The sequence below is a fragment of the Photobacterium lipolyticum genome, assembly GCF_003026475.1.
GTDB lineage: Bacteria > Pseudomonadota > Gammaproteobacteria > Enterobacterales > Vibrionaceae > Photobacterium > Photobacterium lipolyticum.
On the sequence record NZ_PYMC01000017.1, the window covers coordinates 1 to 22,040 of the forward strand.

18 protein-coding genes, 1 tRNA gene and 3 pseudogenes are annotated in these 22,040 nt (G+C 47.4%); 8 read left to right on the forward strand and 14 right to left on the reverse strand.

Going from position 1 to position 22,040, the window contains the following annotated elements; all coding sequences use genetic code 11:
- Positions 1 to 126: 126 nt before the first annotated feature.
- From C9I89_RS22865 to C9I89_RS22870, 4 genes and pseudogenes are all read right to left on the reverse strand, one after another.
- A pseudogene (locus tag C9I89_RS22865) lies at positions 127 to 225 on the reverse strand (alpha-amylase family glycosyl hydrolase); the annotation flags it as partial.
- A gap of 469 nt (positions 226 to 694) precedes the next feature.
- Entirely contained in the window at positions 695 to 1,399 is a 705-nt protein-coding gene (locus C9I89_RS18350; protein ID WP_245905522.1) for a hypothetical protein, read from the reverse strand.
- A 356-nt stretch (positions 1,400 to 1,755) separates the two neighbouring features.
- Positions 1,756 to 2,337, reverse strand: a pseudogene (locus C9I89_RS18355) (ATP-binding protein); the annotation flags it as partial.
- Positions 2,338 to 2,674: 337 nt separating this feature from the next.
- Positions 2,675 to 3,049: pseudogene (locus C9I89_RS22870) on the reverse strand (IS4 family transposase); the annotation flags it as partial.
- Positions 3,050 to 3,336: 287 nt separating this feature from the next.
- On the opposite strand from C9I89_RS22870, the gene C9I89_RS22990 reads away from it, so the two are divergent.
- Entirely contained in the window at positions 3,337 to 3,831 is a 495-nt protein-coding gene (locus tag C9I89_RS22990) for a type II secretion system protein (protein WP_107284774.1), read from the forward strand.
- A 909-nt stretch (positions 3,832 to 4,740) separates the two neighbouring features.
- Here the strand turns inward: C9I89_RS22990 and C9I89_RS18370 are convergent.
- The 5 genes from C9I89_RS18370 to rpsU form a co-directional block, all read right to left on the reverse strand.
- Positions 4,741 to 4,816, reverse strand: a tRNA-Ile gene (locus C9I89_RS18370).
- A 223-nt stretch (positions 4,817 to 5,039) separates the two neighbouring features.
- A complete protein-coding gene (rpoD, locus tag C9I89_RS18375) occupies positions 5,040 to 6,881 on the reverse strand; it encodes an RNA polymerase sigma factor RpoD (RefSeq protein ID WP_107284775.1) in 1,842 nt (613 codons plus the stop codon).
- Between the two features lie 92 nt (positions 6,882 to 6,973).
- Positions 6,974 to 8,725 carry a DNA primase gene (gene dnaG / locus C9I89_RS18380; protein ID WP_107284776.1) on the reverse strand — a complete coding sequence of 584 codons (1,752 nt, stop codon included), beginning with the start codon at positions 8,723 to 8,725 and terminating at the stop codon, positions 6,974 to 6,976.
- A 132-nt stretch (positions 8,726 to 8,857) separates the two neighbouring features.
- Positions 8,858 to 9,301, reverse strand: coding sequence for a GatB/YqeY domain-containing protein (locus tag C9I89_RS18385; RefSeq protein WP_107284777.1), 444 nt, complete (start codon positions 9,299 to 9,301; stop codon positions 8,858 to 8,860).
- Positions 9,302 to 9,327: 26 nt separating this feature from the next.
- Positions 9,328 to 9,543 (reverse strand): 30S ribosomal protein S21, encoded by a 216-nt coding sequence (gene rpsU / locus C9I89_RS18390; protein ID WP_062691783.1) that lies wholly within the window; start codon positions 9,541 to 9,543, stop codon positions 9,328 to 9,330.
- Positions 9,544 to 9,795: 252 nt separating this feature from the next.
- Here rpsU and tsaD point away from each other — a divergent pair, with 252 nt between their 5' ends.
- Positions 9,796 to 10,815 (forward strand): tRNA (adenosine(37)-N6)-threonylcarbamoyltransferase complex transferase subunit TsaD, encoded by a 1,020-nt coding sequence (tsaD, locus tag C9I89_RS18395; protein WP_107284778.1) that lies wholly within the window; start codon positions 9,796 to 9,798, stop codon positions 10,813 to 10,815.
- 32 nt (positions 10,816 to 10,847) lie between these two features.
- On the opposite strand, the gene plsY is transcribed toward tsaD, so the two are convergent.
- Positions 10,848 to 11,465, reverse strand: coding sequence for a glycerol-3-phosphate 1-O-acyltransferase PlsY (gene plsY / locus C9I89_RS18400; protein ID WP_107284779.1), 618 nt, complete (start codon positions 11,463 to 11,465; stop codon positions 10,848 to 10,850).
- A 236-nt stretch (positions 11,466 to 11,701) separates the two neighbouring features.
- On the opposite strand from plsY, the gene folB reads away from it, so the two are divergent.
- Genes folB through C9I89_RS18415 form a run of 3 tightly spaced genes read left to right on the forward strand, consistent with a single transcriptional unit; the run spans position 11,702 to position 13,349 of the window.
- The gene (gene folB / locus C9I89_RS18405; RefSeq protein ID WP_107284780.1) at positions 11,702 to 12,055 is read left to right on the forward strand and encodes a dihydroneopterin aldolase; all 354 of its coding nucleotides are present in this window, start codon (positions 11,702 to 11,704) and stop codon (positions 12,053 to 12,055) included.
- Entirely contained in the window at positions 12,052 to 12,543 is a 492-nt protein-coding gene (folK, locus tag C9I89_RS18410; RefSeq protein WP_107284781.1) for a 2-amino-4-hydroxy-6-hydroxymethyldihydropteridine diphosphokinase, read from the forward strand. The genes folB and folK overlap by 4 nt, the downstream gene beginning before the upstream one ends.
- Complete coding sequence (locus C9I89_RS18415; protein WP_107284782.1) at positions 12,543 to 13,349, forward strand: undecaprenyl-diphosphate phosphatase; 807 nt, start codon at positions 12,543 to 12,545, stop codon at positions 13,347 to 13,349. Before folK ends, C9I89_RS18415 begins: the two co-directional genes overlap by 1 nt.
- A 103-nt stretch (positions 13,350 to 13,452) precedes the next feature.
- On the opposite strand, the gene C9I89_RS18420 is transcribed toward C9I89_RS18415, so the two are convergent.
- Complete coding sequence (locus C9I89_RS18420) at positions 13,453 to 14,688, reverse strand: multifunctional CCA addition/repair protein (protein ID WP_107284783.1); 1,236 nt, start codon at positions 14,686 to 14,688, stop codon at positions 13,453 to 13,455.
- Between the two features lie 133 nt (positions 14,689 to 14,821).
- On the opposite strand from C9I89_RS18420, the gene C9I89_RS18425 reads away from it, so the two are divergent.
- Both C9I89_RS18425 and C9I89_RS18430 read left to right on the forward strand, forming a co-directional pair.
- On the forward strand, positions 14,822 to 16,498 hold the full coding sequence (locus C9I89_RS18425) for an ExeA family protein (protein WP_107284784.1): 1,677 nt from the start codon (positions 14,822 to 14,824) through the stop codon (positions 16,496 to 16,498).
- Positions 16,498 to 17,433, forward strand: a complete 936-nt coding sequence (locus C9I89_RS18430; RefSeq protein WP_107284785.1) for a general secretion pathway protein GspB — start codon at positions 16,498 to 16,500, stop codon at positions 17,431 to 17,433. The genes C9I89_RS18425 and C9I89_RS18430 overlap by 1 nt, the downstream gene beginning before the upstream one ends.
- A 90-nt stretch (positions 17,434 to 17,523) precedes the next feature.
- Here C9I89_RS18430 and C9I89_RS18435 read toward each other — a convergent pair whose 3' ends face one another.
- The 3 genes from C9I89_RS18435 to C9I89_RS18445 all read right to left on the reverse strand — a co-directional run bounded on the left by C9I89_RS18435 (position 17,524) and on the right by C9I89_RS18445 (position 20,237).
- Complete coding sequence (locus C9I89_RS18435) at positions 17,524 to 18,141, reverse strand: TIGR04211 family SH3 domain-containing protein (protein ID WP_107284786.1); 618 nt, start codon at positions 18,139 to 18,141, stop codon at positions 17,524 to 17,526.
- A 113-nt stretch (positions 18,142 to 18,254) separates the two neighbouring features.
- Positions 18,255 to 19,523, reverse strand: coding sequence for an inorganic phosphate transporter (locus tag C9I89_RS18440; RefSeq protein WP_107284787.1), 1,269 nt, complete (start codon positions 19,521 to 19,523; stop codon positions 18,255 to 18,257).
- A gap of 33 nt (positions 19,524 to 19,556) precedes the next feature.
- On the reverse strand, positions 19,557 to 20,237 hold the full coding sequence (locus C9I89_RS18445) for a TIGR00153 family protein (RefSeq protein ID WP_107284788.1): 681 nt from the start codon (positions 20,235 to 20,237) through the stop codon (positions 19,557 to 19,559).
- Positions 20,238 to 20,421: 184 nt separating this feature from the next.
- Between C9I89_RS18445 and C9I89_RS18450 the strand changes: the two genes are divergently transcribed.
- Positions 20,422 to 21,936 carry a CYTH and CHAD domain-containing protein gene (locus C9I89_RS18450; RefSeq protein ID WP_107284789.1) on the forward strand — a complete coding sequence of 505 codons (1,515 nt, stop codon included), beginning with the start codon at positions 20,422 to 20,424 and terminating at the stop codon, positions 21,934 to 21,936.
- Positions 21,937 to 22,040: the final 104 nt, after the last annotated feature.

A 22,040-nucleotide genomic window follows, 5' to 3' on the forward strand; every position in this document is an offset into this window, starting at 1 on the left:
GATCAATACCAATTATCTTATGCTTAACCATGGTCTTATCCTTCTCGATTTCAGATAGTAGAAACAACACTATCTTGGCGCATTATGACGCCGTTTGGGAGAGGGAGGAGACCATCTCATCACTACATCATAACCACAGAGGAATGAGCGGCGAACACAACGAGAAACACAATGATAATAAGGCGTAGCGTCAACACTAATGAGAGAAGAACGCGCTTTGGTCATCGGTAATCCCTTTATCTGAAAATGATGATGAAGGTTAAGGTAGCGAGACTAGGTAGTTCTTTCATCTTGGGTTAAGTGTATTGAGATCGACCAGACGGAGTGGTGAAAGTAACAGGTTTGTGCTTTTCATAGGGTGTCTGTCTCTATTAATGATTAATGAATCGTTAATCCTCGGTGGCACAGTCATATGGGAATTGTAGAGATAAAACGACATGGCGGGACTAACAAATCTGAAGCACTGGTCTTTTACAACCCGCACTCCGATTTGATTACTGCTACCGTTCAGTCTTTGAGTCACCTGCGGAAAGTAGAGCTATTTAGCAAATAGCCTTTAGTTTATGTAAAGGGGTGGCGATGTAAAAACTATTGAGTCAAGGTGCACGTTAATATATGTTTACTCGAGTGAGCAGAGTAAAGAGCATCTGTAGTCTGTGAGTATGATGAATAGTAGCGAATACAACCTAATACATTAATTAGCACACTGCGTTATTGCTATTTCCTCATCGCTGGATACTTTACATAATATTAACTTGTCACTACTCATAGCTTGAGTGAAATTACTTTGTGTTGGGTTACCTTTCTGGACAATATCGGTAAACTGATTTATTTGGGATTCTGTCAATGTTTCATAACCGACATCATATTTTGCGATAATAGGACTTTCAACACCTTTCTGATAACAAAATTCGTTAATACTACTATTGTTAATAGTAATGGTTGTATTATTGTAGATACCATCTACGGAGGTTTCGAGACTACATACTATCGCACCTTGTAATTTTTCATCATTGTCTGGCAAGCGGGGTAGGCTCGCAAACAGGTCAAAGCTATCACTAGTGCGCGCTAATTGATATCTTTGAATGTTGTGCGTCCAGAATCCTGTATCCGGAAGGTCTGTTCCATAGCCCCAAATTTCTCCTGAACCAATACTGCCGGTGTATATAAGGTCATTACATGTGTTCTGGAAAAAGTGGTAACTGTTGCGGTTAACGGAACTGTCTGTCACTTGTACTACCTTAGTATCAGCAGCACAATCCCCACTTTTGGAACTCCCATCAACCGATCCATTATCACCCGAACCACACCCATACAATCCCCCCAAGGTAGCGAGAATTAACAAGCCGTTTCTCATTGTTTTTTTCCTTATTCTGATATTAGATATGTTATAAGACATGATGAGTATTCCCAATATTAAAATTCATTTCAGATAAAAATGTTTATTATTAAACGGCGGTCACACTTGGTAGAGGCGGTAAAGTTATATCTATCACATTCAGTGCAATGAAATATATTTAACGTTGATACAGAGGTGGGAGAAAAATGTAAATTTGGCGACTGACTGTGCCTAGTGCAATGTGTTATTGTTTCTTTTGTCGATAATATGTTGGTGTTTTATAATTTGTGGTTTATTTGCTGGTAGCAGACGCTTAATTGGATAAACACGAAATTGCTGCGTATTCCGGCGATTATGATCTAGGATTCCGTTTTAATCCGATCACCTTTTTATCCTCTTTTTCTCTATCCTTATTTTTACTCTAAGTGATCGGATTGCACCAGTCTCCGCATGGATTCTCCTCCCAATTCGATTCGGTGGCTGTTGTGGATGAGACGATCTAGCAACGCATCTGCGACGGTGGCATTGCCTATCATGTTGTACCATTCCGTACGGGGAGCAGGCTGACAACGATAGTGCTACTTACCTGGTATCGATCCTCTAGCACTTCCAGTAAGTGCCCGCATGATCTTGAGACAGCTTTCCCATCCCCAGTCATCAATAACCAGTAACTGCTTTCTAGCCAGGGCCTGTAGCTGTTTTTGGTATGTGCCATCCAGACGACCTGTACTCAGGTCATCCAGTAAACGGCTCAGTCGATAGTAGCGGGCCGTATGTTGCTGCTCGCAAACCTGAGTTGCCAGGGTGCAAGCGCTATAGGTCTTGCTTGCACCTGTTGGGCCTGTAACCAAGATGTTCTGGTGTTTATGAAGGTAGCCACCGGTCAGTAGTTCACTGACCTGGTGGCGTTTGAGCCCTCGGCCTTCTTTGTACAGTATTCGGCTTGGCTGGGTATCCAGCCTTAACTTTGCCTGACGGTTCAGGCGTTGGATTTTGGTCTGGCTTCGGTTGAGTCACTCACTTTCGAGCAGCAGGCCTAAGCGCTCCTCGAACGTCAACTCAGAATACGTAGAGAGTTGCTCTTGTTGCTGCTCCAGTGCGGTGGCGTTATGACTCAGGCGAAGGGGTTCATCTTTATCTCCTAGTGGTAACCGTCGGGGCCACGCACATTGCTGTGGACAAGGTCAGGTGTCGTTGTTATGTCATGACTGAGTTGGCCTTCGCGATGATTAACCAACAGATTTTTGATGAACTTTATCTAATCCGAACATTACAAATTAGATCAAAAGCACTAACATGCTTTTGTCCAAAAGCTCTTAAGGTACCCCATAGAATCTACTCATGATGATTCCTCCTTGCCATCCTAATCAGTGCCTGTTGTGCCCAGCATAATGTTGAATCGGGTATTTGATACTAAAGCCTGCGAAAGACTTCTTTGCCGAGTTTGACAAAGGATAAAACATGTTGATTTATAAAGGTGTTGCCTAGAAATGGCAGTGCCATCCGGCATGCTCTGCGGCAATATCGAACCACCAATAGACGATGAAAGCGAGTTGGCCAATAAAAATGGATATCCTGGCCGGTACTTAGGGTCTTGAGTCCGGCTTTGGCGCAGGTCAAACTATACTGTGGACTTTTAAGATCTCGCAAGGTTTCTCAACCCGCATACGCTTTTTATAAAACCGTACAGCGAGAAGAAAAGATGTCCGTTGAATATTCTTGGTAAAATGTCAGGAAAAATTACGATAGTGAGTCTAGCTCAACGAAAAAGCAGCAATTCTGTATTGTTAGTTCTCAGATGCAACACAAAGTAACGACGATTATTTACGCAGACTGTCAAGAAAATTTTCCAAGTGAGCATAGCGTTAAAGAAAATTTTGCTGCGCAAATATATTCATATGCGCCATTCGAACGATGTTGTAAAATTGCTGAGTGATAACAATATAAGTTCAAACTATCTATTGTACACCTACGAGGATATTGGAGTTTAAAAAATAATGAAGAGCAAGGGCTTTACACTAATTGAACTGGTTGTGGTTATAGTGATATTGGGAATCCTTGCGGTCACAGCTGCACCAAGATTTCTAAACATGCATAGGGATGCACGCATAGCATCCCTTGAGGGTTTCATTGGTGCTGTTAAAGCAGCTAATTCAATTGTTGTAGGCAAGGCAACTGTCGTGGGAATTGAATCAGCTAAAGTTGAAACAAACATCCCGAACACTGATTTGTATGTGCTTGACGGCCAGATGAGTATTAAGCCTAAACACATAAAAGCTGCAATGAATGTTGATGGCTTTATGATGACCGATTATGAATTTAGCGATGTGCCAAGTACGTTCATATATTTGGGTGATAAAGAAATGACAGGGACAGAACTTAAAGCCATGGGTTGTTTTATTCAACTTACTCGCTCAATCGAAATGCAAGATGGCTCTGACGTTATCGATTATGGTGATTTGAGGGTGAATAAACTCTACGATGGCTGTTAAAGAGGGGGCCCATAGTTCGTTGTTCGATTAAGGAAGAACAACGTACATCCAAATAACCACCCACGCACCCCCACTTAAAATCCTAAGTCGCTGGGTCGGTCACACCAGACTGGCCCAGTAACTCCTCTCTAGCCCTTGTGCTACCTGACTTCCCTGATTTTTTCTTTTCGTGATTTCCTTGTCGTTGTCGTCGTGCCTGTCCTCTGCCGGTCTTTGGCTGCGATTTTAGGCTGATTATGTGGATTTTCCCGACGGCGGCGACGGTAGAGTGGGTTGTCTGTCTGAGATGGATTCAGCCCAGTGATTCAACTCACCTACAACTACCACCAGAACCCTATCTGATTAGCTCTGAAACAGGCTGTCGTTAGAGTTTTGTTGATCTGAGTATGAACATCAGTCTGTGATCTATCTGCTGAATCTGGCTGTGGGAGGGGCTGAAACTAAGACAGGGGAAATTTTGTTTACGATAGAACTGACCAATTACCTGTCTTTGGTAATTGGTCTTTGTCTAATCACATCCGTATCAGATCAGTATGTTCTTCAGCACTGGTATCACTAGCACGATGCCTAGTGTTAGTTAGGTTACTAAATTATCTATATATTAATAACTTGAACCTAAGGAACGGAATGTTGGTTATATTTTTGTTAGTAACCGCTCACTGATTTTCTGCCGGTTATGAATGGGCTAAGTGTTGTATGGACTTGGTTAGATGTGTAGATACACGGAAGAGTATTGCATGTGATATGCAGTATTGGATTGCTGTTAGAAATGTAGCTTCGTGGAAACTTACTGATGAATTTCAGTGGAGCAGATGAAAAGGAGCTTAGTTGACCTAGCCTGAAGACAGGATATGAACAAGAAGTAAGAATGGTGTCGGACTGGAAAAGTCCATGAATCATAAGAAGAAGTGGTGGCCCCTGTCTGACTTGAACAGACGACCAAGCGATTATGAGTCGCCTGCTCTAACCACTGAGCTAAGGGGCCAGTGTGCGAGAAATTATATGGGATGACCTGACGCTTGTCTAGCGATTAAAGGCGATGTTTTGTTTGCTTTTTAGGCAGTTAAAAAATTATTGCCTTGTAATCATTAGGTAAGGAGAGATTACGATTACCGGGCTGGAGAAATGATGAGAGCCATGCAGAAGGTTGGAGCGGAAATAAAAAAGCGAACCCGGAGGCTCGCTTTTTTTATTGCAAACTTCAACGATTACTCGTCAAGGAAACTGCGCAGCACGTCTGAGCGGCTTGGGTGACGCAATTTACGCAATGCTTTTGCTTCGATCTGACGAATACGCTCACGCGTTACGTCGAACTGCTTACCCACTTCCTCTAGGGTGTGGTCAGTGTTCATATCGATACCGAAACGCATACGAAGGACTTTAGCTTCTCGTGGCGTTAAGCCAGCTAGAACATCGTTGGTTGCTCCGCGCAAGTTCGTTGCTGTCGCGGCATCCATTGGAAGCTGTAGCGTGTTATCTTCAATGAAATCACCTAGGTGTGAATCTTCATCATCACCAATAGGTGTCTCCATTGAGATAGGCTCTTTGGCAATCTTAAGCACTTTACGGATCTTGTCTTCAGGCATTTGCATGCGCTCAGCCAGTTCTTCCGGTAAAGGTTCACGACCCATTTCCTGTAGCATTTGGCGAGAGATACGATTCAGTTTGTTGATCGTTTCAATCATGTGTACTGGAATACGGATAGTACGCGCTTGGTCAGCAATCGAACGAGTGATTGCCTGACGGATCCACCATGTAGCATAAGTTGAGAACTTATAACCACGACGGTATTCGAACTTGTCTACCGCTTTCATCAGACCGATGTTGCCTTCCTGGATCAGATCCAAGAATTGCAGACCACGGTTGGTGTATTTTTTAGCAATCGAGATAACCAGACGTAAGTTCGCTTCAACCATCTCTTTCTTCGCTCGGCGGGCTTTCGCTTCACCGATAGACATACGACGGCTGATATCTTTAATACGTTCGATTGACAGGCCAGTCTCTTGTTCCAGCATTCTCAGCTTGTATGATGCGCGACGAAGATCTTCTTCGTAGTTCTTCAAACGCTCGGCATACGGCTTGCCAGAATTCAGTGCTTCATCAATCCATTCACTTGAGGATTCGTTGCCAGCAAAGAATTTAACAAAGGTTTTCTTTGGCATCTTGCTGTTGTCGACACACATACGCATGATAAGACGCTCATTGGTGCGTACTTTATCCATGGAGTCGCGTAGTGAGCGAACAAGCTTGTCAAACTGTTTTGGGATCAGGCGGAACTGCTTGAAAATTTCAGACAGCTCTGCAACGGCTACTTCGGTCTTCGCATTGTGGCGGCCGTGAGTCGTAATTGCTGTCGCCATTTTTTCATAAGAGTTGCGTAGCTCGAGGAATTTCTCGCGAGCTAACTCTGGATCAATACCTGTATCTTCTTCTTCTTCTTCTTCGTCATCGCTTTCTTCAAGATCTTTATCTTCATCTTCAAGTTCGCTTTCGCTTAGCTCTGAACCGATGTGAGTCGCCGTCGGTGATGCGGTTTGTTCTTCGTTCGGGTCAATAAAGCCAGAGATGATATCAGTCAGACGAAGCTCGTCGGCTTCAACTTTATCAAACTGCTCTAACAGGTGAGCGATTGCAGAAGGATACTCAGCTACTGAACACTGAACCTGGTTGATACCATCTTCAATGCGCTTTGCGATATCAATCTCGCCTTCACGGGTAAGTAGTTCAACCGTACCCATTTCACGCATGTACATACGAACCGGGTCAGTGGTACGACCGATCTCGCTTTCTACGCTAGATAACGCTTGGGCCGCCGCTTCGATGGCGTCTTCATCTGCATTATCTTCAGTCATCATCAATTCATCGGCATCAGGAGCGGTTTCCACTACCTTAATACCCATGTCATTGATCATCTGGATAATGTCTTCAACCTGATCGGAATCAACAATGTCTTCCGGTAGGTGATCATTTACTTCGGCGTAGGTCAGATAGCCTTGCTCTTTGCCTTTCGCGACAAGTAACTTTAGCTGAGACTGCGGATTTTGCTCCATAGACGATATCCAACTTCGGGTCTGAGTGAGAATTTAGTGTGCAGAAATGCAAACCATTAACTATAACAAATTTCTTAATTGTTGACTACATACTAGCCAGGACGGTTCAGTAATAGTAACTGTAACTCCTGCTTTTCTTCGACTGATAAGCCGACGGTATTTGATTTCGCCTGCAATTTTTCGATTTGTTGTTTAACGCACTGGCCAATTACTTTGTCCATTGCGTCTAAAAATACATCTAGAGTGTTATCCTCGTCTTTTGACAGAGGTAGTTCCCATGCAGCCAAACGGGCCATCATGGATTCTTGCTTATTGCCACGCCAGTGCTCTAGTAACTGGCCTGTGGTGATATTGGGGTTCGCTCGGCATTTATCAACTATTGATAGCAATAAATTTAACCCAGCCACGTTAATTCCTTCAAATGCAGCCATGTCAAATTCGAGGCTGTTGACAAAATGCGGCCTCTGGATCAGCAATGCGATAACCTCACGCATTGGTGTTCGCTTGATTTCGGGTTGACCAACTTTTTTAGTTTCAACACCTTGCCTTGATATTAGCTGTTGAAGTTGTGTTTCATCTGGTAAACCTAACTTTTTTCCGAGCTGCTCACGTAAGTATAGTCGCAGCGTTCCACCTGGCACTTTATCGATCAATGGAACCGCCAGGGTGCTGAGTTTGGCTTTACCTTCTTTGCTGCTGGTATCAACCTGTTGCATCAGGGTATTAAATAAAAACTCTGTCAGGGGCATTGCCTGGTTGATACGTTGCTCGAATGCTTCCTTGCCTTCACTGCGAATACAGGAATCCGGGTCTTCACCATCGGGTAAGAACATGAATTTCAACTGACGGCCATCGGTCAGATAGGGCAGTCCCTGCTCCATGGCGCGCCACGCTGCTTCCCTGCCAGCCCGATCACCGTCGTAACAGCAAACGACAGTACTGGTCTGGCGAAACAGAGTCTGGATATGATCACCTGTGGTGGCCGTTCCCAGAGAGGCCACGGCATAATCAACCCCAAATTGCGCAAGGGCAACGACGTCCATATATCCTTCGACAACCAGGAGCTTTTCTGGTTCCCTGTGGGCTTGCAACACTTCATAAAAGCCGTACAATTCGCGGCCTTTATGGAATATCGGGGTTTCCGGTGAGTTAAGGTACTTAGGGGTTCCATCACCTAAGACTCGGCCACCAAAACCAATGACGCGCCCGCGGCGATCATGGATCGGAAACATCACTCGGCCACGGAAACGGTCATAACGACGACCATTATCGTTTTCGATCAACATGCCGGTGGTGACAAGTGATTTTTGCGATTCAGGATCCCGGCCAAAACGGCTACGAACCATATCCCATTGATCGGGGATATAACCGATCCCAAATTTTTGTACTACTTCACCGGATAGGCCTCGATTTTTCAGGTAATCGATCGCGACTTGTCCATCAGGAGTACGCAGTTGAGATTGGTAAAATTGTGAAATTAAACCCATCTGATCATACAGGCTTCTTTTTTCTGCAGTACGTGGGCCTGAAGGTTTGCCGCCGTCTTCTCGGGGAACGTCAAGACCGAGTTGTGAGGCGAGCTCTTCAACGGCTTCGACAAACTCAAGCCGATCAAACTCCATGACGAAGTCAAGAACGTTACCGTGCACACCACAGCCAAAACAGTGATAGAACTGCTTTTCTTGGCTGACAGAAAAGGAAGGAGTTTTCTCATTATGGAAAGGACAACAGGCACCGAAGTTTTTGCCTTGTTTCTTTAGTTTCACTCGCGCATCAATGACATCCACGATGTCATGTCGTGTGATGAGATCATCAATAAATGAACGAGGGATTCTTCCTGCCATACAATGAGTAATACCTGAAAATAATTATGGGATATAGAGTGTAAAAACAGACTGAAAAATGTTGAAGATAAAATACAAACAAGCCGCGCATTCCTGATGGATAGCACGGCTTGTTGTAGAACTGGGTTAGTTTTAGCCTAGTTTAGCTTTCACTAATTGACTAACTTTACCCATGTCGGCACGACCCTGAATCAGCGGTTTTAGCACGCCCATTAGCTTACCCATGTCTTGCATACTGGCAGCACCTGTAGAAGCAATAGCGTCATCCAGCAGAGCGGCAACTTCGTCGTCGCTTAGCGGTTGAGGCATAAATTCTTCAAGTACTGTAATTTCAGCAAGCTCAACATCAGCAAGATCCTGACGACTTGCAGCTTCATATTGAGCTACAGAGTCACGACGTTGCTTAACCATCTTAGTTAATACGGCAACAACATCGTCATCAGAAAGCGTTATTCTTTCGTCAACTTCACGTTGTTTAATAGCAGCAAGAACTAAACGGATGGCACCAAGACGAGGTTTATTTCTCGCCTTCATTGCCGCTTTTTGTTCGTCTTTAAGACGTTCAATCAGAGTCATTACGCGATCCTTCCGTTATCTGACGATTAGTACAGACGAACGCGACGCGCGTTTTCGCGAGCCAATTTCTTCAGGTGACGCTTAACTGCCGCTGCTTTCGCACGCTTACGTACAGTTGTTGGCTTTTCGAAGTGTTCACGACGACGTACTTCAGAAAGAACACCTGCTTTTTCGCAAGAGCGCTTGAAACGACGTAGTGCTACGTCAAACGGTTCGTTTTCACGTACTTTGATTACTGGCATGTAATACTCACCTCAGAGTGATTCGGTTTAACGCTGACAGTCGAAGAGTGTCAGCTGATTAAAAATGGTGCGAAATTCTAATCTGATTAGGGGGCATTTGTAAAGCATTCTGCAACCATGAACTGGTTAATTTCTGTCAAGGGCGGTAACATGGCCCACAATTACTCCCCTTAATACCAATCTGACGCGTTAAGTGCTCTGAAAGGGCGACATATTTAATCAGGTTGGCACTCTAATAGTATAGAGGTCGTTATGCGTATACTGGGCATCGAAACCTCCTGTGACGAAACAGGCGTTGCAATTTTCGATGATGAAAAAGGTCTGCTGTCACATGAGCTTTACAGTCAGGTAAAATTGCACGCTGATTATGGCGGTGTGGTACCTGAGCTGGCGTCGCGTGATCATGTGAAAAAAACCATTCCGCTGATCAAAGAAGCGTTGAAAAAAGCAGGGCTAACACCAGCCGATCTTGATGGTGTGGCCTATACCGCTGGGCCTGGTCTGGTGGGGGCATTGTTAGTGGGGGCAACCATCGGTCGCAGTCTGGCATATGCATGGGATTTACCCGCTGTCGCGGTACACCACATGGAGGGTCACTTGCTGGCTCCTATGCTGGAAGACAATGCACCTGAATTTCCATTTGTGGCACTGCTGGTTTCTGGCGGCCATACCATGCTGGTGGAAGTTAAAGGCATTGGTGACTATCAGATCCTGGGTGAGTCTGTTGATGATGCAGCTGGTGAAGCCTTTGATAAAACAGCGAAATTAATGGGGCTGGACTATCCTGGTGGCCCGTTGTTATCAAAACTGGCAGAAAAAGGCACCCAAGGACGCTTTAAGTTTCCGCGACCGATGACCGATCGTCCGGGGCTGGATTTCAGCTTTTCTGGTTTGAAAACATTTGCGGCAAACACCATTCGTGCCAATGAGGACGATGAGCAGACCCGTGCTGATATTGCCTTTGCCTTCCAGGAGGCAGTCGTTGATACGCTGGCGATTAAATGTAAGCGTGCGTTAAAACAAACCGGCCTGAAACGTTTAGTGATTGCTGGTGGTGTGAGTGCAAATAAGTACTTACGTCAGGAATTAGAGGCACTGATGACGAAGATGCAGGGTGAGGTTTTTTATCCGCGTACTGAGTTCTGTACCGATAATGGGGCAATGATTGCCTATGCTGGCATGCAGCGCCTGAAGAACCAGGAAACCACGGATCTGGCGGTGAAAGCCTACCCGCGCTGGCCGATTGATCAGCTGGAACCGGTGAACAACTAAGCCATCGCAGCAAGTAGACAGAGCCGCACTAATCAACTCGATCCGGGTTTGGTTTTGCGGCTTATTTTTTGCCAGATTTTGGTCTCTTTACCTTCCAGCAGACGACGTACATTGTCATGGTGGCGGAGTACAATCAGGCAAGAGAGCATTGAGACCGGCATGGTGTATTCCGGTTTTACCATCCAGGTCAGCATAGGTGCGGCTAATGCGGTGATCAGTGAAGCAAGCGATGAATAGCCGGTAATAAGTACGGCCAGCAACCACGTTCCAATCAACATCCCACTGAGATCCCAGCCAATCGGTGCCAGTGCCCCTAAAGCGGTCGCAACCCCTTTGCCGCCACGGAAATGAAAGAAAATTGGATAGATATGGCCGAGACAAGCGGCAATACCGATAATGCCAAGTAAGAATGGGTTGATGTTGAGGTAGTAACTGAACCAGACCGGCAGCATACCTTTTAAGATATCGCAGATCAGCACCATGGCGGCGGCTTTTTTGCCGCCCAGGCGTAAGACATTGGTTGCCCCAGGATTACCTGAGCCGGTATCGCGAGGATCGGGCAGTCGATAGAACCGGCTGATTAAGACCGCACTCGATATGGAGCCTAACAGGTAGGCTGCAATGATGATCAGAAGAACTAATGGCGTCATGCAAAATTCCAGCTGGGTAGCGATAACATCGCTGCCGTATCATTCAGGCGTTATCATAATGATAATCACCCGGGTCCATCCCAGATATTCACTCCTGTGGTATAGTGCCACTCCAGGTTGACATGCAATATGATGACCTGACGAATGAATGTCATAATTTTTGACGATTACGACCTGATAATACGCGCTTTTGCTCACATTAGGTATCCGACCTCTAACAAAATTAGCGATTGAACATGGATTTAGTATTTATCGAACATCTTGAAGTCATTACCACGATCGGGGCGTATGACTGGGAACAAGAAATAAAACAGAAACTCGTGCTCGATTTGGAAATGGCGCACGATAACCGCCCGGCTGCAAACAGTGACGATGTGGCCTATGCATTGGATTACGCCGCGGTAAGTACTGCCGTGACGGACCATATTCAGAATGGCCGCTTTTTACTGATAGAGCGGGTGGCGGAAGAAGTCGCGAGTCTGATTATGGACCAGTTTTCAGTCCCTTGGCTGAAAGTGCGTGTCACAAAACCCGGTGCGGTCGTTAATGCCCGTGGTGTCGGGGTTCAGATCGAGAGAGGCAACAAGTGACCAGAGTGTATATCAGCCTGGGATCCAATATTGAGCGTGAGTACCATATTCAGGCGGCAATGACTGAGCTGAGAAAACTGGGTGCACATTACCGGGCGTCTCGAATCTTTGAAGCGGAACCTGTGGGCTTTTCCGGCCCCAATTTTTTTAATTGCGTGGTTGAAATAGAGACGTCGCTGGCACTTGATATGCTGCAGCAGACCCTTAAACAGCTAGAGTTACAATACGGGCGGTCGCCGAATGCGCAAAAAAACCAAAGTCGAACGTTAGACCTGGATATCTTGTTGTTCGGTGAGGAGTTACGTGAGTCTGCCCCTGCAGTTCCACGTTCAGATCTTTATAAATTTGCCTTTGTTTTATGGCCGATGGCGGAGCTTTGCCCTGATCTCGCGATCCCGGGTGATGGTCGTACCATCGGGCAGTTATGGCTGGCATTTGAACATACCCAAGCCTTGTGGCCGGTGGAATTAGTAACAGAGGATAATTAATGAGTCATTTTGAAGCATTTATGCTGGCCCTGATCCAGGGGCTGACAGAATTTCTGCCTATTTCAAGCTCGGCCCACCTGATCTTGCCTTCCGAGGTATTAGGATGGAGCGATCAGGGATTAGCATTTGATGTCGCCGTGCATGTGGGTACGCTTGCAGCAGTGATCCTGTACTTCCGCAAAGAAGTGGTGTCCTTGCTATCGGCCTGGATTGGGTCGATTTTCAAAGGCCATCGCAGCGCAGAAGCTAAATTGGCCTGGATGATTGTACTGGCGACTATTCCGGCCTGTATTTTTGGCTTGTTCATGAAAGATATTATTGAGCTGTATCTGCGCTCAGCCTGGGTTATTGCCTGTACGACCATCGTGTTCGGCTTGTTGCTATGGTGGGTAGATAAACGTGCAACTCAGCAAGATGATGAATATCAGGCGGATTGGAAACGCTCGCTGTTTATCGGCTTCTCACAAGCCGCGGCAATGATCCCGGGAACGTCGCGTTCAGGGGCGACCATGACGGCAGCGCTACATTTAGGGTTTACCCGTGAAGCGGCGGCCCGCTTTTCGTTCCTGATGTCGATCCCGATTATTCTGCTGGCTGGCGGCTATCTTGGCACGAAGCTGGTGACCAGCGGCGAACCTGTCGATTTTGGTGCGTTAAACATCGGCATAGCGGTCTCTTTTATCAGTGCTTATGCCTGTATCCATGTGTTCCTTAAGCTGGTAACACGCCTGGGTATGATGCCGTTTGTTATCTACCGACTGCTATTGGGCGGTGGTTTGATTGCGTTTTTGCTGACTCAGTCATAGCGGCGTTGAATTGCCATGAAGAATTGTGGCGACACAGTTTTTTAAAATAACAAAGCCCGGCTTAAGTTGCCGGGCTTTGTGTTTTGATGGGATAGGTGCGGTGCTATTGCTTGGAACGTAGCGGTTTCAGCGCTTCCTCAACAGCAACTGCACGACGAATAGCGAGCTGCTCTTTGATCTCTTTCCCTTTGAAGCCAGCCTCGACAATCGGTTTGACGGCAACACCTTGGGCGGCGGTAAACGCGGCAACTAAAATATCAGCTTGTCGGTATTCATCCTGTTCATGGCCTGTTCTGCCACGCGCATCTGCCCGGCAGCACAGGGCTAATTGGTTAACCCGTTCGGGTTTTCGCCAGCAATCTATCTGATCCAATATTTTGATAAAGGTCGCCGGGCGCATCTCATCAGCAAGGTGAATTTTAGTATGCTGAGCACATACCATCAGTGCGGCATCCCGATAATCATTGGGGATCCGTAAGCGCTGGCATAACGCCTTTATCGCCTTTAACCCGGTATGGCAATGCATTTTATGGCTTGGCAGCTCTTCTTCGGGGGTTAACGCTTTCCCTAGGTCATGTACCTGGGCGGCAAAACGGATCGCCTTATCTTGGCTTAATAACGCGGCCTGTTGCGTCACCAGTAATGTGTGGAGCCCGGAGTCAATTTCCGGATGCCACTGTTCCGGTTGCGGTACGCCAAACAAGGCATCTATTTCAGGCATAACGATGCCCAGCGCCCCGCACTGGCGCAGGACGGTCAAAAAAATCTCAGGATGCTGGCTCGAGAGGGATTTTTCCCATTCTTTCCATACCCGCTCGGGGGTTAAAGCGGCTAACTCACCGGTGACGACCATCTCTTGCATTAAGGCGATAGTTTCTGCGGCCACGGTAAAGCCGAGATGGGCGAAGCGGGCGGCAAAACGAGCCACGCGCAATACCCGCAGCGGATCCTCAGCGAATGCCGGTGAGACATGGCGTAAGATTTTATTGTTAAGATCCTGCTGGCCGTTATACGGATCAACCAGTGTTCCGTCGTTAGCCTGAGCAATGGCATTGATGGTCAGATCCCGGCGCAGCAGATCCTGCTCCAGGGTGACATCTGGTGCCGCGTAGCAGACAAATCCGGTGTAACCGTGACCTGATTTTCGTTCGGTACGGGCAAGGGCGTATTCTTGTTTCGTTTTGGGGTGCAGAAATACCGGGAAGTCACTGCCAACCTGGCTATACCCCTGCGCCAGCATTTGCTCGGGGGTGGTACCGACAACAACCCAGTCTTTATCTTCGACCGCGAGTCCCAGTAGTGCGTCGCGTACCGCACCACCAACAAGATATGTCTGCAATTTTTACTCCTTATAAAGTCTGTTGAATGACTACCTTTTGCGTCATTGGTCGCTTCAATACGGCATCAAGGTATACAATGGTAGTCATCGCAGGTAATTTGATCTGTGTGGTTCAGGTACAAGAGTATAAGGTATGTACAAGGATTTTTTCGGGATAACTGAAGCGCCATTTTCAATTGTGCCCAGCGCTCGCTTTCTCTATCTCAGCGAGCGGCACAGGGAAGCATTAACTCATATGCTGGCCGGTCTGTCAGACGGCGGCGGATTCGCATTGTTGACCGGGGAGGTCGGAACGGGAAAAACGACCGTACTGCGGGCATTGGTTTCTCGACTAACTCAGGAAACGCAAGTTGCCGTTATCCTTAATCCCACCTTATCGGCACATGATTTGCTGGCGGCGATCTGTGATGAGCTGGGTCTGAGCTACTCGGAAGAGGCCAGCTTTAAAGTATTAACCGACAATATTTACCAGCATTTATTAGCAAACCACAGTCAGGGGAGGCAAACCCTGCTGCTGGTCGATGAAGCCCAGCATCTGATGCCCGACGTGCTGGAACAGCTTCGTCTGCTGACTAATTTAGAAACCGACAGTCGTAAGCTGTTAAAGGTGGTGCTGATTGGTCAGCCTGAATTACAACAGTTACTACAGCAAGATCGCTTGCGTCAGCTGGCGCAGCGTATTACTTCCCGTTATCACCTGCTCCCACTGACCACCGCTGAAGTGGGAGAATATGTCAGTTATCGCCTGCATGCTGTTAACTGTTTGCACCCGGTGTTTGAGCCGGCACTGATCCGCCAGATAGCCAAAGCAACCAATGGGATCCCGCGCCTGATCAACCTGGTGTGTGATAAATCGATGCAGCTGGCCTGTCAGCATGCCACTCATCAGGTTACTAAGGCTATGGTAACCAAAGCGTGTGAAGACACATTGAGCTGGCAGTCGCCGACGACTCACCAGAACGGTGGCGGTCGTCAACATGCAGGGGCAACGTCGGGTATTGTTCGTTGGGGGGGCGCGATTGCATTGGGGGCCGTATTATCTGCTGGCGTGTTATATTGGCATTATCAACAGACGGCTTCGCTTGCCCTGAAAAGCCGTGAGCAGCTTTCTGTTCAGCAAGCGCCATCGGCTCACATCAAGCCACCAGTTGAGATCACACAGCTTCAGCCAATAGACACACCGGCCCCCGTCGCCACGCAGGCTGATAAGTTACAGCAAGCTATCAACCAGAGTCGCTATGAGCGTCAGGCCATGCAGACCCTGTATCAGCTCTGGGGGTATGATACGGCGCTTAATCAGGCTAATTGCGCAACCAGTCAGCGTATCCAGCTAACCTGTCATGAGGGTAAGATCCGGTTAGAGCAGCTTAATATTATCAACCGTCCTGTCATGGTGACGCTACGCGACGACCAGCAGCGGGATTACTACGCCGTGATCTACGCCTTGAACAGTAAAAACGTTGAGCTGCTGTTTGGCGGAGAGCGGATCGCGGTTGAACATCGCTGGTTTGAACAGCACTGGCAGGGAGATTATACCTTGCTATGGCGACCGCCTCTGGGAAGTAAAGCCAGCATTCGTTATGGCCAGCGTGGCCCACGGGTTGAGTGGCTGAATCAGCAGCTCAATGTTTTTCTTGGCAATATACAAAATAATCAGAATTATTTCGATCAATCGGTGCTGGCGAACCTGCGTCGCTTCCAGCGTTCACAAGATCTTACTGCAGATGGTATTGCGGGGCCTATGACCCTGATGGTGCTTGATTCCGCACTGAACTTGCCGGGCCCTACGCTGCAACCGGAGAAAAGTTAATGTCGAATTTGCTTAATGCAATTGAGCTATCGGAACAAAGTCACTCGGCGCAAAGTCATTCCGCTCACCATCAGACAACAAGCCGCCATTCAGGGGCTGCTTATCTGCCGGCCAATCTGGGGATGGTCAGTTCGCTCAGAGCCTCTTGCCAGCCTAGGCGTTTACCGACCGGGTTACTGCCTGCGCTGATTGTCGCTTTGCCAGTGGTCGGCGCGATTGCCTATACCCAGCTGATGCCTGCAACGCAAACGCAATCACCGTCACCAGCATTAACAGCAGCTTCCGTGACGGTGACACCGGTAGATCGTAATGCCGTGCCGGCAGCAACAGCAGCAGTGCCGGTTATTGCCGACAAGATCCCTGGCGTTGAATTTCTGCCTTACCCTAATCTGGTTACCGAACCGTTAGCGTTGGGGGATGCCTCTTATGCGGTGACACCTGGTCATGCTTCTTATCAGAATGAAGCGGTCACGGATGGCGGACGCAATGGGCGCAGTAGCCGTATGGACGCAGATACTGCCAGCAATAATTCCCGTTCAAATAACTGGGATCTTGACGAGCTTGATCTTTCGGGGCTGTCACCGGAGTTAGCGTTGCAACTGAAATCAGCGATTGCCGCGACAGATGCTGAGCCGGAGCAAGAACAAGCAGAAATTGTGAATGAAAGCGTAACGTCTGATCTCGTTAAAGCGCCAGCCGCAATCGCCATTGGTGACTTACCTGCCTCGGTGCAGAATCGAATGCCAAAACTCGACTTTCAAACGCATATCTACTCATCAACAGCGAATAGCCGCTGGGTGAAAGTAAATGGCAGGGAAGCATTTGAAGGCGATGAATTGGCGCCGGGGGTGGTATTACGCCGTATCGAACCCCGTCAGGTGGTGTTTGATTTTGAGTCTTATCATATTGTGATGCCTGCATTGTCTGAGTGGTAATGGTCAGAATCGCCGTGTCACAAAAGCCGTAGAATAAAAAATGGCAGCCATCGGCTGCCATTTTTGTCTCGTTAATCCGACAAAATCAGATTATGCCCAACCGTTATTACGCTTGCGGCGACGAGGGATCAGGTGTGGCAGAACCAGACCCAGCAATAAACCGACGCCAGCGACCATGCCGCCATAAGTGAACCACTTCATCAGCAAGTCGTCTTTCTGAGTATCGATTTTCGCACGTAGCTCGCGAATTTCAGCCTGAGATGACGTTAACTGATCATTGAGGTTAATGTTCTGCTCTTCCAGTTCACTGATCTGCGTATTACGTAATTTCAGTGAATTTTTAAGACCGGCATTTTGCTCATCGCTTGATTTAGTCGCTGCTGCAAGTGCTGCTTTGACTTTTTTAAGCTCCGCTTCCAGTGCAGGAACACGGTCTTTCAGACCAACCTGAAGAGAAATGAACTTTGAATCTACCCAGCCGCTACGGCCGCGGTCATCCGTGATTTGACTAAAACCGGCTTCTTTATCGGTTTTCAGTAGCGTGACTTTGGTGCCGGCATCCACACTACCCATAATCCGGAATTGGGTACCTGGGCCCCGGTGCATATAGGTGAACAGGTCGTCTGAAATATAACGAACCTGCTCTGCTTTCACGGGGGCGGCCAGAACAGCGAAAGCTAATAATAAAATGCTGATTAGATGCTTCACAATTTTATCCTTGAGGAGCCTGTATTCTTTAAGAGCACAGATACTAAAAAGATTATCTCTCGGGTGCAAGAAAAAGGGAGGCAAAGCCTCCCTCTTTTGAACCTGAGCCACTTTTAACCAAAGACAGCTTGCATTAGATAGAAGAAAATGACTGCAAGCAAGGCACCGGCTGGCAGCGTTACAACCCAAGATGCGACGATGTTACGTACCACACCTAAGTTCAATGCAGCAATACCACGGGCAAAAGCAACGCCGATCACACCACCGACTAACGTTTGTGTGGTCGAGATTGGCAAACCGGTACCGGAAGCCAATACAACCGTTGATGCTGTTGCTAACTGAGCAGCAAAGCCTCGACTCGGTGTAAGCTCGGTAATACCAGTACCAACAGTTGCCATTACTTTATGGCCCATTGTTGCCAGACCGAGAACGATACCGATGCCGCCTAATGGCAGTATCCACCATGCAATGGCACTTTTCGCGGTAATTTGCCCCATATTCTGAACAGTCGATACAACCGCAGATAGTGGACCAATCGCATTAGCCACGTCGTTAGAGCCATGAGCAAATGCCATCGCACACGCCGTCACAACCATTAACAGGCTGAATACGCGTTCTACGCCAGCATAGCCGTTGCTATCAACAGAGCTGCCATCATCGGTGTATTTCTTACTGATGTAAGCATAACCAAACATCATCACCAGTGCAGAAACAGCAATGGATGCAGTCCATGCTTCACCGCTTGATAAATGTAAACCAACGTGTTTCAGACCCTTCTTAATTGTCACCAACGCAATGACCATCGCAGTGATAAACATATAAATAGGTACAAAACGCTTGGCATTTATCAAGGGGTTATCAGTATCAAAGATTAGACGTTGCGCGCTGTTAAATATCACATAGGCAAAAAAGCCCGAAATCAACGGTGTGATAAGCCAGCTACCAACAATGCCTTGTACTGAAGTCCAGTCAACAGCCTCAGTACCGACAGACACGCAGGCAAAACCGATGATAGCACCGATGATGGAGTGTGTTGTTGATACCGGCCAGCCCATATAAGAAGCGAGCAGTAGCCATGTACCGGCAGCAAGAAGTGCAGACATCATACCGTAAACCAGAACTTCTGGTTGGGCAGTATAGAATGACATGTCGATAACACCTTTACGGATGGTATCAGTGACTTCTCCACCTGCAAGGTAAGCACCTGCGAATTCGAAGATCATCGCAATGATGATTGCTTGTTTAACGGTAAGTGCTTTTGAACCTACTGATGTACCCATGGCATTGGCAACATCATTTGCACCAATACCAAACGCCATCAAAAGACCAAAGATACCCGCCACCATAATAAGAATGGTGCCGTAGTTAGCCAGGATTTCCATTGTAAAACCTTGTTATTGTTAAATTCTCGACGTTTATGAACGCGATAGCATGATTTCCAGTCGCGAGCCGACACGCTGTGCCTGATCAGCGATACCGCCAACCCACTCGAGAATTTTATACAGGAACATTACATCCACCGGGTTATATTGGTCTTCGATGGACATAAGTTGTTGACGCAAAATAATCTGCATGCTGTCAGTATCATCTTCGATGACATCAAGCTGATTAATCATTTCAGCAACGAGCGTTACTTCTCTGCCTTTGAAACCCGTTTCCAGCAGTTCGTCCAGTTCGTTGATCACTCGACGAGCTTGGTCAGCTGCGTCAAGACAACGTTGGACGTATGCGATGAAATCAGGATACATGGCGACAGGGATTTGTAGCTGACGACCTAAGACACGACCTGCGATATCTTTGGACAGATTAGCTAGTTTATCCTGTTGAGTTAGAAGCCCCAGCATGTCAGTACGATCGACTGGCATGAAAAGACCGCGAGGAAGTTTCAGACGGATCTCACGCTTCAACACATCCGCATCTTTCTCAAGCTGCGAGATCTGTTCACGTAAGTTAGATGCTTTATCCCAGTCTCCGGCATGACATGCCTCGAAGAACGGAACAAGCAAATCGCAACATTCATTTACGCGAGTAACGTGACGTTGCAGTGGTTTGATTGGGGATTTAGCAAAGAGCCCCATAATTGTATTTACTGGCATAGCCGATCAACCTAGAGAGTGCCTTAAATGGCTAATTCTTGAGCGATGGTCATTGAGGCGCGCATGTTAACGTATAAGTTCGGGGAGGGGAACCACTTTTGATCAAGGTTTTGTTGATATTTCTCACTTGCCCCCGGGCACATAAGGAAATATCCTTGGTTTGCCACTGTTTATAGGGACAACTATGGAAACCGAGATAGAACTGAAGTTTTTCGTCTCACCAGAATTTTCGAATCAACTTCTACGTGTGATTGCTGAAGCGAAAATTTTGCAGCAAAGTAGTCGAATTTTAGGCAATACCTACTTTGATACGCCAGACCAAATTCTTCGCCAGCACGATATCGGCCTGCGGATCCGCCGGTTTGATGATGTTTTTGTTCAGACCTTGAAGACAGCAGGACGGGTGGTTGCAGGGTTGCACCAACGTCCGGAATATAACGCTGAAACCAATGGAACCGATCCTGATCTCTTCTTGCATCCAGCCGATGCATGGCCTGAGAGCGTTAATGTTGCTCTCGTGCAGCAACAGCTCAATCCTCTGTTTTCTACTGACTTTGAACGTCAGCAATGGCTGATCGCCATGCCAGATGGTAGCCAGATCGAAGTGGCTTTTGATCAGGGGGAGGTGAGTACGAACGGTAAAACTGACTCTATCTGTGAAGTTGAATTAGAACTGAAATCCGGTCAAACCGATGCGTTGTTTACGCTGGCACGCGAGTTATGTGCGGAAGGCGGCATGCGCCTGGGCAATTTAAGCAAGGCAGCCCGTGGTTACCGCCTGGCTGCAGGTTATGACGGTGATGAGGTGAAAGCGTTGCCTTTTGTCGCCGTTAACGGCCAAGAGTCGATTGAGACGGTTTTCGTCAACACCTTAGAGCATGCGTTAGCCCACTGGCATTATCATGAACAGATTTATGTTGAGTGCCAAGATCAAGAAGCGCTGCACCAAATCAGCCAGGCGTTAGCGTTAATTCGTCAGGCGCTGGTGGTATTTGGTGGCTTGATCCCTCGCCGGGCGAGTGCGTTGTTGCGTCAAGAACTGCACTGGCTGGAAGGTGAGCTGGATTGGCTGGAAGAAGCGGCCAGCATTACGCACTTATTAGCAGAGAAAGGCCAGGTGCTGAAAAAGCTTAACATGCGTAAGTCACTCCAGAAGCAGCTGCAAATACGGTTTGCAGCGTTACCCGAGAAGGATGATATCTTGCGGCTGCTGACGTCAGCTCGTTATTGTGGTCTATTACTCGATTTAAGTCGTTGGATTTTAAGCCGTGGCTGGCAGCCATTCCTTGACGATAAAGCGCGTATCAAATTAGCGGGCAGCATCAAGCCTTTTGCTGATGGTGTGCTATCGCGTTCGTGGGATGAGCTACTTGACGTTTTCCCATCTCAGCGAGTATTAAATCGAATTGATTATTTCGACCAGCAGCCGCGCTTATTACGCAATCTGATGAGCGGCACTTGTTTTGCCGAGCTGTATGATGAAGACAAACGAGCTGCCTTCAGAATGCCATGGTTAGACTTGTTACGCGGCATTGAAGATTTACGTCAGTTAGAGTCGGTTCGGACACTGGTCGAACAATATGACGACGATGACCGTAAACAGCTTGAGAAATGGCTCAGTCGTAAAGAAGAGTCATTGATCCATGCTATGGATCAGACTCGCCAGATGGGGGTCGAACTGATCCCATACTGGCCGTAAGGTTTCCAGCCCCTGCTATTTAAGCTGCATCCATTAAAACGCCCCGGTTATGGGGCGTTTCTGTTTCTATCACCGTCCTCTTTCTGCTTGCTTGGATCCGAAAT

What these genes read in the sequence shown, in the direction of transcription:
- C9I89_RS18350 (WP_245905522.1), bottom strand. Translation starts at nt 1,399, where the DNA reads ATGTCTTATAACATATCTAATATCAGAATAAGGAAAAAAACAATGAGA.
- C9I89_RS18385 (WP_107284777.1), bottom strand. Translation starts at nt 9,301, where the DNA reads ATGACTCTGATTGAACGTCTTAAAGACGAACAAAAAGCGGCAATGAAG.
- C9I89_RS18415 (WP_107284782.1), top strand. Translation starts at nt 12,543, where the DNA reads ATGAGTCATTTTGAAGCATTTATGCTGGCCCTGATCCAGGGGCTGACA.
- C9I89_RS18445 (WP_107284788.1), bottom strand. Translation starts at nt 20,237, where the DNA reads ATGCCAGTAAATACAATTATGGGGCTCTTTGCTAAATCCCCAATCAAA.
- C9I89_RS18430 (WP_107284785.1), top strand. Translation starts at nt 16,498, where the DNA reads ATGTCGAATTTGCTTAATGCAATTGAGCTATCGGAACAAAGTCACTCG.
- folB (WP_107284780.1), top strand. Translation starts at nt 11,702, where the DNA reads ATGGATTTAGTATTTATCGAACATCTTGAAGTCATTACCACGATCGGG.
- dnaG (WP_107284776.1), bottom strand. Translation starts at nt 8,725, where the DNA reads ATGGCAGGAAGAATCCCTCGTTCATTTATTGATGATCTCATCACACGA.
- C9I89_RS18440 (WP_107284787.1), bottom strand. Translation starts at nt 19,523, where the DNA reads ATGGAAATCCTGGCTAACTACGGCACCATTCTTATTATGGTGGCGGGT.
- C9I89_RS18425 (WP_107284784.1), top strand. Translation starts at nt 14,822, where the DNA reads ATGTACAAGGATTTTTTCGGGATAACTGAAGCGCCATTTTCAATTGTG.
- C9I89_RS22990 (WP_107284774.1), top strand. Translation starts at nt 3,337, where the DNA reads ATGAAGAGCAAGGGCTTTACACTAATTGAACTGGTTGTGGTTATAGTG.
- rpoD (WP_107284775.1), bottom strand. Translation starts at nt 6,881, where the DNA reads ATGGAGCAAAATCCGCAGTCTCAGCTAAAGTTACTTGTCGCGAAAGGC.
- C9I89_RS18450 (WP_107284789.1), top strand. Translation starts at nt 20,422, where the DNA reads ATGGAAACCGAGATAGAACTGAAGTTTTTCGTCTCACCAGAATTTTCG.
- tsaD (WP_107284778.1), top strand. Translation starts at nt 9,796, where the DNA reads ATGCGTATACTGGGCATCGAAACCTCCTGTGACGAAACAGGCGTTGCA.
- rpsU (WP_062691783.1), bottom strand. Translation starts at nt 9,543, where the DNA reads ATGCCAGTAATCAAAGTACGTGAAAACGAACCGTTTGACGTAGCACTA.
- plsY (WP_107284779.1), bottom strand. Translation starts at nt 11,465, where the DNA reads ATGACGCCATTAGTTCTTCTGATCATCATTGCAGCCTACCTGTTAGGC.